This is a genomic window from Streptomyces sp. NPDC089424 (genome assembly GCF_044749345.1).
In the GTDB taxonomy this organism is placed as follows: domain Bacteria; phylum Actinomycetota; class Actinomycetes; order Streptomycetales; family Streptomycetaceae; genus Streptomyces.
In genome coordinates this window covers 309,900-325,124 of record NZ_JBIVHU010000010.1, presented here as the reverse complement: position 1 = coordinate 325,124, position 15,225 = coordinate 309,900, and the positions used below count along the sequence as shown (strand labels likewise).

Sequence of the window (15,225 nt, the reverse complement as noted above, 5' to 3'; positions counted from 1 at the left end):
CCGGCTGCTGTCGGGTGCGGATGACGTCCGGGGGCGAGAGAGGCGTGCTGGGGCGGGGACTGCCGGGCACGCCGGTTGCGTCTGGGGCTCGGAGGCTGTCGGGTGCGCGGACGATGTCTTGGGTTCGGAGGCTGTCGGGTGCGCCGGGGAGGTCCGGGGCCCGGCTGCTGTCGGGTGCGGATGACGTCCGGGGGCGAGAGAGGCGTGCTGGGGCGGGGACTGCCGGGCACGCCGGTTGCGTCTGGGGCTCGGAGGCCGTCGGGTGCGCGGACGATGTCTTGGGTTCGGAGGCTGTCGAGCGGGCCGACGAGGTCCGAGGCGCGGCTGCAGTCGGGGTGCGCGGATGACGTCCGCGGCTCGGAGGTGTTGGGGCGCGGATGACGTCCGGGACTCGGAGGTCGTCGAGCGCGCCGAGGAGGTCTGGCGCGCGGATGACATCCGGGCTGCCCGGGGCCGATCGTTGAGGCGCCCCCTTCCGGCGGGCCTCGCGCCTCCCTCCGTGTGGGCGGGACCGGCGGCTCCTTCCGTGGACGCGTGAGACCGGCGGCCTCCTGCAGCTCCCGGGGGTGAGCCCCTCGCGGGCGTCGTTCGCCAGGTGCCGTTCGCTCGGGGTTTGTGCAGGTCGGGGCGATTGTCAGTGGTGGCGCGTAGTGTTCTGGGCAGTGGGGACGGCCGCTCGTGGCACGGACGGCGGGCGTACCCCGTGGACAACCACGCACGGGGGAACCATGAGCACGATCGAAGCCGCCGCCGCGGTGATCACCCTGACCGAGGATCAACTCGACCCACACGTCACCCATGCGCCGACGCGCCGCTGGCTGACGGGCCCCGGACTGCCCGCGGACAGCGGCCTGTTGACGTTCGACGCCCTGCGCAGGGACGGGCTGCGGACGGTCGCCGACTCGACGGGCGACCCCGACCGCCTGATGGCCCGGCTGCGCGAGCAGCTGGTGATAGGCGGGCTCCTGGCCCCCGACGGCCTGGAGTCGGAGTCGGTGCTGCTCGACGGCGCGACCGGCGAGGTCTCGACGGCGTACTTCTTCCACGACCGCCCCGACCTGATGGACAGCCGTCCGCTGGCACCCTCGCTGCGCACGCTGGTGCGGTTCGCCGCGGCGACGGAGGAACTGGCCGAGGTGCGCGGCCAGTTCGCCTCGTACGCCGGCCGCTCCGGACCCAAGGCCGTGGCGGAGGCGACGCGGCAGCTGCTCGCGGTGTTCGAGGAGGGCGCCGGCCCGGAGGGCGAGATGCCGCCGTACTGGCGGATGGCGGCGCTGATCCGCCCGCTCGCCCTGATGGCGGGGCCGGGCACGGAGTCCGGACTCACCCTGGATCTGCCGCCGCGCCTGCTGGACCAGGAGTTCGGCCCCGGCCGGATCGCCCGCTTCGAGGAGGTCGACTTCCCCGCGCCCCTCACCCACGGGCCGACCCGCCGCTTCCTGCGCGAGACGGGCCTGCCCGAGGACGGCTTCCTCTTCCGCCTCGACACGGACGTCCCGCTGCCGACCCTCGTCGAGTACTACACCGACGAGCGCCCGGGCGACTTCCCCACCGATCGCCTCCCGGCCCGCGCGGACCACCTGATACGCCTCGGCCACCTCATCGAGGACAACAGCCTGGTCGTCGACGGCGCCACGGGCGAGGTCCTGAACTGGAGCGAGCCCGAGGCGAGGCTGTACCCCCTCAACACGGACGTCTCGACGCTGGCCTTCACCCTGTGGCTGTTGCACCGGGAGAAGGCGATCGACGCCGCGGCGGACCACGAGCTGACGACTGACGCCTACGACCAGCTGGCGGCGACGATGATCGACGTCCTGCGCAGGATCGACCCGACGGGCTCGGTCGACCGCTCCGGCTGGCACTACTGGACGGAACTGTTCCAGGACGAGGCCGGCGGCGTCCTGTGACCGCCGCCGACGCCTCGCGCGAAGTGGAGGCCGTGGCGGGATTCGAACCCACGTAACTCGCTTTGCAGGCGAGCCCCTGAACCACTCGGGCACACGGCCGTGTGCGGTGACGTGCTTCGACCGTAGGGGCGGGGCGGCGCGGCCTCAAGGAAAGGCCGGGGGCCGCAACGGGACTGCCATACGCCGTTCACGAACGGCCCGGTCCACGACCACGAACGGCCCGGTCCACGACCACGAACGGCCGGGTCTACGACCAAGGACCGAGGTCCCGGGTCTACGACCAAGGACCGAGGTCATCACCGACTCCCGACAGGGGCCACATCCGGTTGTGCCCCTTACGCTGACGTACATGGCTGCCCTGAACCCCCGCGACACCGAGGTCGCAGACGCCCCGCTCGTCACGCCGCGACCCGACGGCGAGGGTGTGCTCGGCCGGTCGTACCGGGCGCTGAGCGTGGGCATCGTCTCGGTCGTGCTGCTGATCGCCTTCGAGGCGACGGCCGTGGGCACGGCGATGCCGGTGGCGGCGCGGGAGCTGGACGGCGTCTCGCTGTACGCGTTCGCCTTCTCGGGGTACTTCACGACGAGCCTGTTCGCGATGGTGCTCGCGGGGCAGTGGTCGGACCGGCGGGGCCCGCTGGGCGCGCTGACCACCGGGATCGGCACCTTCGCCGCGGGGCTGCTGCTGTCCGGGACGGCGGGGGCGATGTGGCTGTTCATCCTCGGCCGGGCGGTGCAGGGGCTCGGCGGCGGGATGGTGATCGTGGCGCTGTACGTGGTGGTCGGGCGGGCCTACCCGGAGCGGCTGCGGCCGGCGATCATGGCGGCGTTCGCGGCGAGCTGGGTGGTGCCGTCGGTGGTCGGGCCGCTGGCGGCGGGCGCGGTGACCGAACAGCTCGGCTGGCGCTGGGTGTTCCTCGGGATACCGGTGCTGGTGCTGCTCCCGCTGGCGCTCGCCCTGCCGCAGATCCGGCTGCGCGCCGCGGGCGGGGTGAAGGACGGGGCCGGGCGGCGGCCGGGTTCGTTCGACCGCCGCCGGATCCGCCTCGCGCTCGGCATCTCCTTCGGCGCGGGTCTGCTCCAGTACGCGGCCCAGGACCTGCGCCCCCTGTCCGTGCTGCCCGGGCTGGCGGGTGTCGCGCTGCTGGTGCCGGCGGTGCTGGGGCTGCTGCCGCGCGGCACCTACCGCGCGGCGCGCGGACTGCCCTCGGTCGTGCTGCTGCGCGGCGTCGCGGCGGGGGCGTTCATCGCCGCGGAGTCCTTCGTGCCCCTGATGCTGGTCACCCAGCGGGGTCTCAGCCCGACGCTGGCCGGTTTCTCGCTGGCGGCGGGCGGGGCGACCTGGGCGCTGGGCTCGTGGCTCCAGGCGCGGCCCCGCCTGGAGCCGTACCGCGAACGCCTGATGACGCTGGGCATGCTGCTGGTCGCGGCCGCCATCACCACCGCCCCGAGCGTGCTGCTCGCTTCCGTCCCCGTGTGGATCGTCGCCGTCGCCTGGGCCTTCGGCTGTCTCGGGATGGGCCTGGTGATCTCCTCCACCAGCGTGCTGCTCCTCCAGCTGTCCGCCCCCGACCAGGCCGGCAGCAACTCCGCCGCCCTCCAGATCTCCGACGGCCTCTCCAACATCCTCCTGCTGGCCGCGGGCGGCGCGGCCTTCGCAGCTCTGGGCGGCGGCGCGGTCACCCACACCGCGACGACGGGCACGGCCTCCCACCCGGCGGCGTTCGCGGCGGTGTTCCTGCCGATGGCGGCGGTGGCGTTGCTGGGAGCCTGGGTCACGACCCGGCTGCGCGAGCGGTGAGCCGCAAAGCGATCGCCCCGTGGTGACCGCACCCCGTAGCCTCACGCCATGCACGAACTCACTCTCCCCTTGACCGCCGAGCTCCGGCAGGCCGTCGAGGACCTCGCGGACGCGAGCGGACGCCGGCCGGAGGACGTCGCGCGGGACGCCGTACGCGCGTACCTGCGGGACGAGGGCGCGAGGGTGCGCGCCTCGGCCGAGCGGCTCGCCGCCGCCCATGCCGATCTGCTGCGCAGGCTCGGGCAATGACGCGCCACCTCACCGTCGCGGACGTGACAGGACTCGCCGAGACCGCCTTCGGCGGGCGGGCGCCCGAGGCCCGGGATCCCGGACTGCTGGCCTCGGCCGTGCACCGGCCGCGGGCCCGGATGTTCGGCACGGCGGCCTACGACGACGTGTACGAGCAGGCGGCCGCGCTGCTGCACGCGCTCGCGACCAACCATCCCCTCGTCGACGGGAACAAGCGCACGGCCTGGCTCGCGGCGGCGACGTTCCTCGCGGTCAACGGGGTGGATCTCGCGGCGTGCGACCAGGACGTGGCGTACGACCTGGTCGTCGACGTGGCGTCGGGAGCCGAGGGGGACGTGGGGCGGATCGCGGGACGGTTGAGGGGGTTGTGACGTCGGTCCCACCCGTGGGGGAGGCGGGGGAGTTCCCTGCTCGACGGGTGGGGGGCGCCGGTAGGGTGGCCCGGTTGTCGTACCCAGCCCGGCCGCTCTACCCCCACGGAGACCGTGACTACCGCCCGCCAGTCGCCCGCCACCACCTTCAACGGAGGGCCCTCCGGGCCCACGCCCATGTCTGCTTCCTCCTCGTCCTCCCATCACCTCTCACCCGCCTTCCCCGGCCGCGCCCCCTGGGGCACGGCCGGCAAGCTGCGTGCCTGGCAGCAGGGCGCGATGGAGAAGTACCTCCAGGAGCAGCCGCGTGACTTCCTGGCGGTCGCCACGCCCGGCGCCGGCAAGACGACCTTCGCGCTGACGCTGGCGTCCTGGCTGCTGCACCACCACGTCGTGCAGCAGGTGACCGTGGTCGCGCCCACCGAGCATCTGAAGAAGCAGTGGGCGGAGGCCGCCGCGCGGATAGGCATCAGGCTGGATCCCGAGTACAGCGCGGGCCCGCTCAGCAAGGAGTACCACGGGGTCGCGGTGACGTACGCGGGCGTGGGCGTGCGCCCCATGCTGCACCGCAACCGCGTCGAGCAGCGCAAGACCCTCGTGATCCTCGACGAGATCCACCACGCCGGCGACTCCAAGTCCTGGGGCGAGGCCTGTCTGGAGGCCTTCGAGCCCGCGACCCGGCGGCTGGCCCTGACGGGTACGCCGTTCCGGTCCGACACCAACCCCATCCCCTTCGTGGCGTACGAGGAAGGGGCCGACGGGATCCGGCGGTCCGCCGCCGACTACACCTACGGATACGGCTCCGCCCTCGCGGACAACGTCGTGCGGCCCGTCATCTTCCTTTCCTACAGCGGCAACATGCGCTGGCGGACCAAGGCCGGCGACGAGATCGAGGCACGGCTCGGCGAGCCGATGACGAAGGACGCGATCAGCCAGGCCTGGCGCACCGCGCTCGACCCGCGGGGCGAGTGGATGCCGTCCGTGCTGCGCGCCGCCGACCAGCGGCTGACCGAGGTGAGGAAGGCGATCCCGGACGCCGGCGCCCTGGTGATCGCCTCCGACCAGGACTCGGCACGGGCGTACGCCAAGCTCATCAGGGACATCACCGGTGACAAGGCCACCCTCGTGCTGTCCGACGACGCCGGCGCGTCCGACCGGATCGACGAGTTCAGCCACAACGACGAGCGGTGGATGGTCGCGGTGCGGATGGTGTCCGAGGGCGTCGACGTGCCGCGGCTGGCGGTGGGGGTGTACGCGACGACCATCTCGACGCCGCTCTTCTTCGCGCAGGCCGTCGGCCGCTTCGTACGGTCGCGGCGGCGCGGCGAGACCGCCTCCGTGTTCCTGCCGACCGTGCCGGACCTGCTCTCCTTCGCGAACGAGATGGAGCGCGAGCGCGACCACGTGCTCGACAAGCCGAAGAAGGACGGCGAGGAGGACCCGTACGCCGAGGAGGACAAGCTCCTCGCGGAGGCGGAGCAGCAGAAGGACGAGGACACCGGCGAGCAGGACATGCTCCCCTTCGAGGCCCTCGAATCCGACGCCGTCTTCGACCGGGTCATGTACAACGGCGCCGAGTTCGGGATGCAGGCCCACCCGGGGAGCGAGGAGGAGCAGGACTACCTCGGTATTCCGGGGCTGCTCGAACCCGACCAGGTGCAACTCCTGCTCCAGAAGCGGCAGGCGCGGCAGATCGCGCACAGCCGCAAGAAGCCGGACGCCGAGGCCGACCTGCTCGAAATGCCCGCCGAGCGGCGGCCGGTGGTCAGCCACAAGGAGCTGATGGAGCTGCGGCGGCAGCTCAACACCATGGTGGGCGCCTACGTCCACCAGAGCGGCAAGCCGCACGGCGTCGTCCACACCGAGCTGCGCCGGGTGTGCGGCGGGCCGGCGAGCGCGGAGGCGACGGCGGGTCAGCTGCGGCAGCGGATCGCCAAGGTGCAGGAGTGGGCCACGCGGATGCGGTGACGACGGCGCCGCATCCGGCAGGGAGCCGGATGCGGCGACGACAGCGCCGTCTCCGGCCGGGAGGCAGCTCCGTGTTCGGCCGAGGACCGATCGGCCAGTGGTTGCTCGCGTCGCTCCCGCGCGCCCCGTCCCGGGCGACGCGCGCCGTACGTATCAGGGCAAACCCGAATACCCCATACCGGTCCCTGACCGGATTCTGGACGGAGACTTCCGCTGAGCGAACCGGCTCGCTAATGTCCCGCTACGCACACGCCCCGTGGCAGCGCCGCCGCGGAGCGCAGCCGTGAAGCGACTGGGCCCGGACCACCGGCCGGGCCGTCAGCCGATCGGCAGCCTCTGTAGCGCGTCGCTGACGGGACTCGGTGACGCATCCGCCGCGAGAGCGCTGCCGACCTCACCACTTAAGGAGTGGGCGTCGTGACCGCGGAGACCTCTCAGACGCTCGACCGGGGACTGCGCGTCCTCAAGTTGCTGGCCGACACGGACCACGGGCTGACCGTCACCGAACTGTCCACCAAGCTGGGCGTGAACCGCACCGTCGTCTACCGCCTCCTCGCCACGCTGGAGCAGCACGCGCTGGTACGCCGCGACCTCGGCGGGCGCGCCCGGGTCGGACTGGGCGTGCTGGGGCTCGGACGGCAGGTGCATCCGCTGGTACGGGAGGCCGCGCTGCCGGCGTTGCGGTCGCTGGCCGAGGACATCGGGGCGACGGCGCATCTGACGCTGGTGGACGGGGCGGAGGCGCTGGCCGTCGCGGTGGTCGAGCCGACCTGGACGGACTATCACGTGGCCTACCGGGCGGGCTTTCGGCACCCCCTGGACCGGGGCGCCGCCGGCAAGGCGATCCTGGCCGCCCGCCAACGCCCGCACAAAGACCCCGGCTACACCCTCACCCAGGGCGAACTGGAGGCAGGCGCCTGCGGAGCCGCCGCTCCCCTGGTCGGCGTGACCGGGGTCGAGGGCAGCGTGGGCGTGGTCATGCTGGCGGACGCGGTCCCGGAACGCGTCGGCGCGAGAGTGGTGGACGCGGCGAGAGAGGTGGCGGAGGCCCTGCGCTGACGCCGGCCCCCGGCCCCGGCTACCGGCCGCCCTACCGGCCGCCCCCTCGAACAGTCCCGCGCGTTAGATTGACCTCGTGCTCTCTCGTCTCACGCGTTCCAAGGCCCTCGCCGTCTGCGCGCTGCCCGTCGCCGGTCTGATCGCCGCCGCCGCGACGGCGCCGCTGCCCTTCGTGGTGGCGCAGCCGGGAATGACGGCGAACGTGCTCGGGGAGGACCAGGGCACGCCGGTGATCACGATCTCCGGGGCGCCGACCCGCGAGACCGACGGGCAGCTGCGGATGACGACCATCGAGGCGACCAGCCCGGACACCCGCGTGTGGCTCGGTGACGTGCTGGACAGCTGGTGGAGCACCGACAAGGCCGTCATGCCCCGTGACGCGGTCTACCCGAGCGGCGACAACGTCAAGGAGATCGAGCAGCACAACGAGGCCCAGATGCGGGAGTCCCAGAACGCGGCGAGCGAGGCCGCGCTCACCTACCTGGGCCTTCAGGACAAGGACATCGAGGTCGACCTGGAACTCGCCGACGTCGGCGGCCCCAGCGCCGGCCTGCTCTTCTCCCTCGGCATCATCGACAAGCTGGAGGGCGACGGCAGCGGCGGCGACCTCACCGGCGGCCGCAACATCGCCGGCACGGGCACCATCGAGGCCGACGGCTCCGTGGGCGCGGTCGGCGGCGTCGCCCTGAAGACCCAGGCCGCCCACCGCGACGGCGCGACCGTCTTCCTCGTCCCGAGCGCCGAGTGCGCCGACGCCAAGTCGGAACTCCCGGGGGGCCTGCGCCTGATCCCGGTCAAGACCCTGAAGGACGCCGTCCAGTCCCTGACCACCTTGGAAAAGGGCACGGGCCGACTCCCGAGCTGCTGACCCGCGCCCCGCCGCGCCGGCGGGTCAGCCCTCTCGTACGAAGCCCTCCTGTACCAGCCAGTCCAGGGCCACCTGGTGGGGGTCCTCGCCGTCGACGTCGACCTTCGCGTTGAGGGTCTGGGCCACCGTGTTGTTCAGTTTCTTCGTGATCGGGTCGAGGATCCCCGCGATCGCCGGCCACTTCTCCAGGGTCTTCGTGTTGATCACGGGGGCGGCGTTGTAGTTGGGGAAGAACTTCTTGTCGTCCTCCATCACCACCAGGTTCATGGACTTGATGCGGCCGTCGGTGGTGAAGACCTCCCCGTAGGTGCAGCCGCCCTTCGCCGTCTGGGTGTAGATGATCCCGGTGTCCATCTGCGTGACCCGGGACGGCGGGATGTCCATGCCGTACGCCTTCTCCATGCCCGGCAGGCCGTCCGCGCGGTTGGCGAACTCGCCCTCCACGCACAGCGTCACGGCCGGGGGGTCGGACTTGGAGAGCGCGGCCACCTCCGAGAGGGTCCGCGTGCCGTACTTCTTGGCGTTGGCCTGGTTCATCGCCAGGGCGTAGGTGTTGTTCAGGGCCGACGGCTCCAGCCAGGTCACCCCGTTCCCGCGGTCCGCCTCGCGCACCGCCTCCCATTGCTGCCGGGGATCGGTGATCGGCTTGCTGTTGCCCAGGTACGTGATCCAGGCCGTGCCCGTGTACTCGTACCCGGCGTCCGCCTCGCCGCTCTTGACCGCCTCGCGCGACCCCACGGACCCCTGGATGCCGGTCCGGTCGAGGACCTCCGCGCCCGCCGCCTCGAAGGCGATCCCCATGATCGCGCCCAGGATCAGCTGCTCGGTGAACTCCTTCGAGGTGACCGTCAGATCGGCGCCCTTCAGCGGCTCGCCCTGCCCGATCGACCCGGGCCGCACGTCGTCGACCATGGGGGAGCCGCTGGTCAGCCCGCAGCCGGAGGCCAGCACCAGTGCCGTGGCGAGATACAGCAGCCGCCTCATCGGCCCACCTCCAGTCCGCGGGGCCGCAGCGTCACTTCGGCGAGTGAGGCCAGCCAGTCCACCAGCAGGGCCAGCGAGACGGTGAGGATGGATCCCAGGATCAGCACGGGCATCCGCTGACTGGTGATACCGGTCGTGATCAGCGTACCCAGCCCCCCTCCACCGCCGAAGGTGGCCAGCGTCGCCGTACCGACGTTCAGCACCAGCGCCGTACGGACGCCCGCCAGGATCAGCGGGACCGCGAGGGGCAGCTCGACGCGGCTCAGCACCCCCGTCGGCGACATGCCGATGCCCCGGGCCGCCTCCAGCAGCATGGGGTCGTTCGCCTTGAGGCCGGCGATGGTGTTCGACAGCACCGGCAGGATGGCGTAGACGATGATGCCGATCAGGGCGGCCCGGCGGCCGATGCCCAGCCAGATCACCAGCAGGGCGAGCAGACCGATCGCCGGGGTCGCCTGGCCCATGTTGGCGAACGTCATGGCCACCGGGGTGACCTTCTGGAAGGTCCTGCGGGTGAGCAGGATGCCCAGCGGGATCGCGATGATCAGCACGAAGAAGGTGGAGATCGCGGTCAGCTGGATGTGCTGCCACAGCGCCTCGGACACCTGGCCCCCGGACAGCGCGTTCTCGGAGATGGTGTCCAGCTCGGCCTGGCGGAACCACAGCCAGGTCGCCAGCAGCAGGGCCACCACGAAGGCCGGCAGGAACGTCAGCTTCTGCCAGGTGATGCGCGGCGCCGTCCGGGCCGGCGGCGGAGGCGGCTCCTGGTCGGCGGGCACCTCGCCCTCGTCCCGGTAGACATGCCCGCGGACGTCGTGCTCGCCGGGCGGACGGTTCTGTTCCGAAGAGGTGGTCACGCCTTGGGCTCCCCTCCGTGACCTTCCTGTTCCGCGTGCGTCTGCCCGGCCCGTGTCCCCTCCAGGTCGTGCTGGTGCTCCAAGGCGTCCAGCCGGTCGGCCTCCAGCAGTTCGTGCACCGAGTTCATCAGCGTCTCCATGTCGACCACGCCGGTGTACTCGCCGCGCCGCCCGGTCACCGCGACCCGGCCGGTGTTGTCCGTGAGGACGGCCTCCAACGCGTCCCGCAGGGTCGCGTCCCGGGTCACCGTGTCGTGGACCAGGGTCCCGGCCCGGGCGAGCGAGCCCTTGGCCCGCATCAGGTCGCCCCGGCGGAGCCACTTGTAGGGGCGGCCCCGCTTGTCGAGCAGCAGGATCTCGTTCGTGCCGCTGGAGCGGAGCCGGTTGAAGATGCTCTGGAGCGGGTCGTCCACGGTGACCGTCGGGTAGTCGGTGATCTCCACGTCCCGGACCCGGGTGAGGTTCAGCCGCTTCAGCGCCGCGCCGGCACCCACGAAGCCGGAGACGAAGTCGTCCGCCGGGTTGGTGAGGATCGCCTCCGGGGTGTCGAACTGCGCGATGTGCGACCGCTCGCGCAGCACCGCGATGCGGTCACCGAGCTTGATCGCCTCGTCGAAGTCGTGGGTGACGAACACGATCGTCTTGTGCAGCTCGCGCTGGAGGCGGATCAGCTCGTCCTGGAGGTGGTCCCGCGTGATCGGGTCCACCGCGCCGAACGGCTCGTCCATCAGCAGCACCGGCGGATCGGCGGCCAGCGCCCGTGCCACGCCCACGCGCTGCTGCTGCCCGCCGGAGAGCTGACGCGGATAGCGGCCGTGGAACTCGGCGGGGTCGAGACCGACGAGATCGAGCATCTCCTCCACCCGGTCACGGATGCGCGTCTTGGACCAGCCGATCATCCGCGGTACCAACGCGATGTTCTGGGCGACCGTCATGTGCGGGAAGAGGCCGGACGACTGGATCGCGTAGCCGACCTTGCGGCGCAGCTTGACCGGATCGATGTGGGTCACGTCCTCACCGTCGATCCGGATGCGCCCGCCCGACGGCTCGATCAACCTGTTGATCATCTTCAGGGTGGTCGACTTGCCGCACCCGGACGGGCCGACGAAGATGACGGTCTCGCCCGCCTTGATCTCCATGCTGACGTTGTCGACGGCGGGTTGTGGATTGCCGGCGTACCGCTTGCTGAGGTTCTCCAGCTCGATGGTCGCCCCGTGGGACTCGGACTCAGGCACGGATCCCCTTAGAAATGGTCAGCCGCCCGATCAGCACGTACGCGGCATCGAACAGCAGGGCCAGGATGATGATGCCGACGGTGCCCGCGAGCACCTGGTTCAGCGCGTTCTTGCTGCCCAGGGAGGCGAGACCGCGGAAGATCAGGTTGCCCAGACCGGGGCCCGAGGCGTAGGCGGCGATGGCCGCGATGCCCATCAGCATCTGGGTGGAGACCCGGATGCCGGTCAGGATCGGCGGCCAGGCGAGGGGCAGCTCGATCCGCATCAGCCGCTTCGCCCGGGACATCCCGATGCCGGTGGCCGCGTCGACCAGGGTGGGATCGACGCCCCGCAGGCCCACGATGGCGTTGCGGACGATCGGCAGCAGTCCGTACAGCGTCAGGGCGATCACGGTGGGCGGCACACCGAGTCCCACCAGGGGGATCAGCAGACCGATCATGGCCAGCGACGGAATGGTGAGGATGGTCGAGGTGGCGAGGGTCGCGAGGTTTCCGGCCCACTCGGAGCGGTAGGTGGCCACGCCGATCAGCACGCCGATCGCGGTCGCCACGACCATGCACTGGAAGACGACGCTGGCGTGCTGGTAGGCGTCGGTGAGGATCTGTTGATGGCGGTTGCCGAGATACTCCCAGAAGTTCACACACCATCACCCCGCTGCTAGGTCATGTCCGACCGTCGCCTTCCCGGTGATCGTCGGTTCACTCATGAAGCGCCGCCTGCTCCACGAGCGGGATGATCCGCAGCGGAACGGGGTTCTCCATCACGATCGCCGTGGCGGCCCGCACGATGCCATCAAAACCGACGACCCGGTCGATCACACGCTGAAGATCGGCGTTGGAGCGGGCCACCAGCCGGCACAGCATGTCCCCGCTGCCGGTCGTCGTGTGCAGCTCCAGCACCTCCGGCACGGTCGCCAAGTGCGCCCGGACGTCGGGCCCTTGCCCCTGCCTGATCTGGAGCGTGGCGAAGGCGGTGACCGGATAGCCGAGGGCCGCCGGGTCCACCTGGGGGCCGAACCCGCGGATGACGCCATTCGACTGAAGCCGGTCCAGCCGGGCCTGCACGGTGCCCCGCGCCACCCCGAGCCGGCGGGACATCTCCAGCACGCCGATCCGCGGCTCCCGTGCGAGCAGCACGATGATCCGCCCGTCCAGCCCGTCGATCGTCATCGCTGCCTCCCTAAGTGGTCATCCTGTACAGAGCGTCCGCCGAATCGGGGAATCCACTGGTCACTTTGCCCAGTGAAGACGCCAACTATTGCGCACCTTGCGTTGTCGGGGAGACGCTGCGGCCATGACGCAGACCACAGACCACACCCCGGACACCGCACGGCAGGCCGACCCCTTCCCGGTCAAGGGAATGGACGCGGTCGTGTTCGCCGTGGGCAACGCCAAGCAGGCCGCGCACTACTACTCCACCGCGTTCGGCATGAAGCTGGTCGCCTACTCCGGACCGGAGAACGGCAGCCGCGAGACCGCCTCGTACGTGCTGGAGAACGGCTCCGCCCGGTTCGTGTTCACCTCGGTGATCAAGCCCTCCACCACCTGGGGCCACTTCCTCACCGAGCACGTGGCGGCGCACGGCGACGGTGTCGTCGACCTCGCGATCGAGGTGCCGGACGCGCGGGCCGCGTTCGCCTACGCCGTGGAGCAGGGCGCCCGCCCGGTCGCCGAGCCGTACGAGCTCAAGGACGAGCACGGCACGGTGGTCCTCGCCGCGATCGCCACGTACGGCGAGACCCGGCACACCCTGGTCGAGCGGACCGGCTACGACGGCCCGTACCTGCCCGGCTACGTCGCCGCCGAGCCGATCGTCGAGCCGCCGGCCCAGCGCACGTTCCAGGCGATCGACCACTGCGTGGGCAACGTCGAGCTCGGCCGGATGAACGAGTGGGTCGGCTTCTACAACAAGGTCATGGGCTTCACGAACATGAAGGAGTTCGTGGGCGACGACATCGCGACCGAGTACAGCGCGCTGATGTCCAAGGTGGTCGCCGACGGCACGCTCAAGGTCAAGTTCCCGATCAACGAGCCCGCCCTCGCCAAGAAGAAGTCCCAGATCGACGAGTACCTGGAGTTCTACGGCGGCGCCGGCGTCCAGCACATCGCGCTGAACACCAACGACATCGTGCAGACGGTCCGCACGATGCGCGCGGCCGGAGTGCGGTTCCTGGACACCCCCGACTCGTACTACGACACGCTGGGGGAGTGGGTCGGTGAGACCCGGGTGCCGATCGACACCCTGCGCGAGCTGAAGATCCTCGCCGACCGCGACGAGGACGGCTATCTGCTGCAGATCTTCACCAAGCCGGTCCAGGACCGTCCGACCGTCTTCTTCGAGATCATCGAGCGGCACGGCTCGATGGGCTTCGGCAAGGGCAACTTCAAGGCCCTGTTCGAGGCCATCGAGCGCGAGCAGGAAAAGCGCGGCAACCTCTGACGGACGCGGGTCAGGCCGCCGGAACCGGCACCTCCGGCGGCTCGCCCAGCGCCTTCAGCTTCTCCCGCGCCAGCGGCGCGAACAGCGGTGAGAAGTACGGGTTGATCCGCAGCGCCTCCTCCAGGTGCCGCCGCGCGGGCCCGGCGAGGCCGAGACTGTTCTCGATCATCCCCCGGTGGTAGGCGTACAGCGCGCTGCGCACGCCGCCCCCGTGCTCCTTGTCGGTCGCCCGCAGCGCGTACTCCAGCGCCTCCTCGTTCTCCCCGGTGCGGTGCAGCGCCCATCCGAGGGCGTCGGCCACGGCGATCCCGGGCTGCTTGCGCCACTCGGCCCGCAGGATCTGCACGGCCTCCTCGGGATCGCCGTGGTCCGCCTCGAAACGGCCCAGCACCAGATCCTCGTCCACCCCGCCGGCGGCGGCGGCGCGGACCTGGTCCTGCAGCAGGTCGTACTGCGGGCGGGCGGCCTGCTCCAGTCCCATCGACTCGTACAGCTCGCCCAGCTCCAGCGCGTACTGCGGCGACGGCCGCTCGGCGAGCGCCAGCCGGTAGGCGCTCAGCGCCTCCGTCGTCCGCCCCAGCGCCGCCAGCGCGCGCGCCTGCCCCGCCTTCGCGGTCCGCCGGTCGGGGTCGACGCGCCCCGCCTCCTCGAAGTGCCGCAGGGCGACCTCCCGCTCCCCGCGCTCCCAGGCGAGCTGCCCGGCCCGCTCCAGCCAGGCCCCCCGCTCGGCCGGCGCCTGGGCGCCCGCCGCCGCGTCGGACAGGGTCGCCACCGCGTCCTCCCGCCAGCCCCGGTCCCAGTACACGGCGGCCGACGTGGCCATGACGACCCTGCCGGAGTTCAGTTTCTGGAGCCGTTCGAGGGTGCTGCGGGCGGCCTTGTAGTCGCCGACGCCGGTGTACGCCTCGATCAGCGGCGGGAGCGCCGTCCAGCGCCGGCCGTCCGCCTTCAGCGCGGCCTCGCCCCAGGTCCGGGCGGCCCGGAAGTCCCGGCGCGCGTTCGCCAGCGCCGTCATGCCCTCCAGCGCCACGGCGTTGCCCGGCCGTACCTTCAGCGAGGTGCGCAGCGCCTTCTCGGCGGCCGGGTAGGAGGCGGTTTCGGCGGTCCGCCGCCCCTGCTCCACGTACGCCGTGCCGAGCACCGCCCACGCGCGCGCGTCGCGGGGATGCGTCCGCAGGTGCCGCTCGCGTTCGCCGATCAGCACGGCCAGATCGCGCAGGGCGGGCGGCACCCCGGCACCGACCGCGGCCAGCGCCAGTTCGGCCGGGCCCGGCTCGGGGGGCGGGACGGGCCGCGGCCGCGGGCGTTCCAGCCACAGCAGCCCGCCCACGGCGAGGGCGCCCACGAGCAGGCCGAGCAGCAGGCCCACGACCAGCCGGGTACGCCGCCGGCCGGTACCCCGGCCCCCGCCGCGCGGGGGACCCGTCCCGGTCTCCGTGCCGGTCCTGACGGCGGTCTTCACACCGGTCTTCATGGCGCACACTGTG

At 71.8% G+C, this 15,225-nt stretch carries 14 protein-coding genes and 1 tRNA gene; 8 read left to right on the top strand and 7 right to left on the bottom strand.

Features of this window, described 5'->3' with window-relative positions:
* Positions 1 to 728: 728 nt before the first annotated feature.
* Entirely contained in the window at positions 729 to 1,907 is a 1,179-nt protein-coding gene (locus ACIP2X_RS34375; RefSeq protein WP_401681068.1) for an SUKH-4 family immunity protein, read from the top strand.
* 24 nt (positions 1,908 to 1,931) lie between these two features.
* Here the strand turns inward: ACIP2X_RS34375 and ACIP2X_RS34370 are convergent.
* Positions 1,932 to 2,006, bottom strand: a tRNA-Cys gene (locus tag ACIP2X_RS34370).
* Between the two features lie 250 nt (positions 2,007 to 2,256).
* Between ACIP2X_RS34370 and ACIP2X_RS34365 the strand changes: the two genes are divergently transcribed.
* The 6 genes from ACIP2X_RS34365 (at position 2,257) to ACIP2X_RS34340 (ending at position 8,223) form a co-directional block, all read left to right on the top strand.
* Entirely contained in the window at positions 2,257 to 3,708 is a 1,452-nt protein-coding gene (locus tag ACIP2X_RS34365; protein WP_401681065.1) for an MFS transporter, read from the top strand.
* 48 nt (positions 3,709 to 3,756) lie between these two features.
* Positions 3,757 to 3,957 carry a hypothetical protein gene (locus ACIP2X_RS34360; protein WP_401681062.1) on the top strand — a complete coding sequence of 67 codons (201 nt, stop codon included), beginning with the start codon at positions 3,757 to 3,759 and terminating at the stop codon, positions 3,955 to 3,957.
* A complete protein-coding gene (locus ACIP2X_RS34355; RefSeq protein ID WP_401681059.1) occupies positions 3,954 to 4,328 on the top strand; it encodes a type II toxin-antitoxin system death-on-curing family toxin in 375 nt (124 codons plus the stop codon). Before ACIP2X_RS34360 ends, ACIP2X_RS34355 begins: the two co-directional genes overlap by 4 nt.
* A gap of 177 nt (positions 4,329 to 4,505) precedes the next feature.
* Positions 4,506 to 6,296: a DEAD/DEAH box helicase gene (locus ACIP2X_RS34350; RefSeq protein WP_401681057.1), complete on the top strand. Its 1,791-nt coding sequence runs from the start codon at positions 4,506 to 4,508 to the stop codon at positions 6,294 to 6,296.
* A gap of 417 nt (positions 6,297 to 6,713) precedes the next feature.
* Positions 6,714 to 7,355 carry an IclR family transcriptional regulator gene (locus ACIP2X_RS34345; RefSeq protein WP_401681054.1) on the top strand — a complete coding sequence of 214 codons (642 nt, stop codon included), beginning with the start codon at positions 6,714 to 6,716 and terminating at the stop codon, positions 7,353 to 7,355.
* A 76-nt stretch (positions 7,356 to 7,431) separates the two neighbouring features.
* Entirely contained in the window at positions 7,432 to 8,223 is a 792-nt protein-coding gene (locus tag ACIP2X_RS34340) for a S16 family serine protease (protein ID WP_401681051.1), read from the top strand.
* 24 nt (positions 8,224 to 8,247) lie between these two features.
* Here ACIP2X_RS34340 and ACIP2X_RS34335 read toward each other — a convergent pair whose 3' ends face one another.
* Genes ACIP2X_RS34335 through ACIP2X_RS34315 form a run of 5 tightly spaced genes read right to left on the bottom strand, consistent with a single transcriptional unit; the run spans position 8,248 to position 12,468 of the window.
* Positions 8,248 to 9,207 (bottom strand): glycine betaine ABC transporter substrate-binding protein, encoded by a 960-nt coding sequence (locus ACIP2X_RS34335; RefSeq protein WP_401681048.1) that lies wholly within the window; start codon positions 9,205 to 9,207, stop codon positions 8,248 to 8,250.
* Entirely contained in the window at positions 9,204 to 10,064 is an 861-nt protein-coding gene (locus tag ACIP2X_RS34330; protein ID WP_401681045.1) for an ABC transporter permease, read from the bottom strand. Before ACIP2X_RS34330 ends, ACIP2X_RS34335 begins: the two co-directional genes overlap by 4 nt.
* On the bottom strand, positions 10,061 to 11,299 hold the full coding sequence (locus ACIP2X_RS34325) for a betaine/proline/choline family ABC transporter ATP-binding protein (RefSeq protein WP_401681042.1): 1,239 nt from the start codon (positions 11,297 to 11,299) through the stop codon (positions 10,061 to 10,063). The genes ACIP2X_RS34330 and ACIP2X_RS34325 overlap by 4 nt, the downstream gene beginning before the upstream one ends.
* Positions 11,292 to 11,939, bottom strand: coding sequence for an ABC transporter permease (locus ACIP2X_RS34320; RefSeq protein ID WP_401681039.1), 648 nt, complete (start codon positions 11,937 to 11,939; stop codon positions 11,292 to 11,294). The genes ACIP2X_RS34325 and ACIP2X_RS34320 overlap by 8 nt, the downstream gene beginning before the upstream one ends.
* A 58-nt stretch (positions 11,940 to 11,997) precedes the next feature.
* On the bottom strand, positions 11,998 to 12,468 hold the full coding sequence (locus ACIP2X_RS34315; RefSeq protein WP_401681036.1) for an Lrp/AsnC family transcriptional regulator: 471 nt from the start codon (positions 12,466 to 12,468) through the stop codon (positions 11,998 to 12,000).
* 124 nt (positions 12,469 to 12,592) lie between these two features.
* Between ACIP2X_RS34315 and hppD the strand changes: the two genes are divergently transcribed.
* Positions 12,593 to 13,738 carry a 4-hydroxyphenylpyruvate dioxygenase gene (gene hppD / locus ACIP2X_RS34310; protein WP_401681033.1) on the top strand — a complete coding sequence of 382 codons (1,146 nt, stop codon included), beginning with the start codon at positions 12,593 to 12,595 and terminating at the stop codon, positions 13,736 to 13,738.
* A 10-nt stretch (positions 13,739 to 13,748) separates the two neighbouring features.
* On the opposite strand, the gene ACIP2X_RS34305 is transcribed toward hppD, so the two are convergent.
* Complete coding sequence (locus tag ACIP2X_RS34305) at positions 13,749 to 15,212, bottom strand: tetratricopeptide repeat protein (RefSeq protein WP_401681030.1); 1,464 nt, start codon at positions 15,210 to 15,212, stop codon at positions 13,749 to 13,751.
* Between the last annotated feature and the right edge of the window lie 13 nt (positions 15,213 to 15,225).

Bases quoted from the DNA above. Each gene is read 5' to 3' on its own strand.
- ACIP2X_RS34350 (WP_401681057.1), top strand. From the start codon at position 4,506: ATGTCTGCTTCCTCCTCGTCCTCCCATCACCTCTCACCCGCCTTCCCC.
- ACIP2X_RS34355 (WP_401681059.1), top strand. From the start codon at position 3,954: ATGACGCGCCACCTCACCGTCGCGGACGTGACAGGACTCGCCGAGACC.
- ACIP2X_RS34360 (WP_401681062.1), top strand. From the start codon at position 3,757: ATGCACGAACTCACTCTCCCCTTGACCGCCGAGCTCCGGCAGGCCGTC.
- ACIP2X_RS34375 (WP_401681068.1), top strand. From the start codon at position 729: ATGAGCACGATCGAAGCCGCCGCCGCGGTGATCACCCTGACCGAGGAT.
- hppD (WP_401681033.1), top strand. From the start codon at position 12,593: ATGACGCAGACCACAGACCACACCCCGGACACCGCACGGCAGGCCGAC.
- ACIP2X_RS34335 (WP_401681048.1), bottom strand. From the start codon at position 9,207: ATGAGGCGGCTGCTGTATCTCGCCACGGCACTGGTGCTGGCCTCCGGC.
- ACIP2X_RS34365 (WP_401681065.1), top strand. From the start codon at position 2,257: ATGGCTGCCCTGAACCCCCGCGACACCGAGGTCGCAGACGCCCCGCTC.
- ACIP2X_RS34315 (WP_401681036.1), bottom strand. From the start codon at position 12,468: ATGACGATCGACGGGCTGGACGGGCGGATCATCGTGCTGCTCGCACGG.
- ACIP2X_RS34305 (WP_401681030.1), bottom strand. From the start codon at position 15,212: ATGAAGACCGGTGTGAAGACCGCCGTCAGGACCGGCACGGAGACCGGG.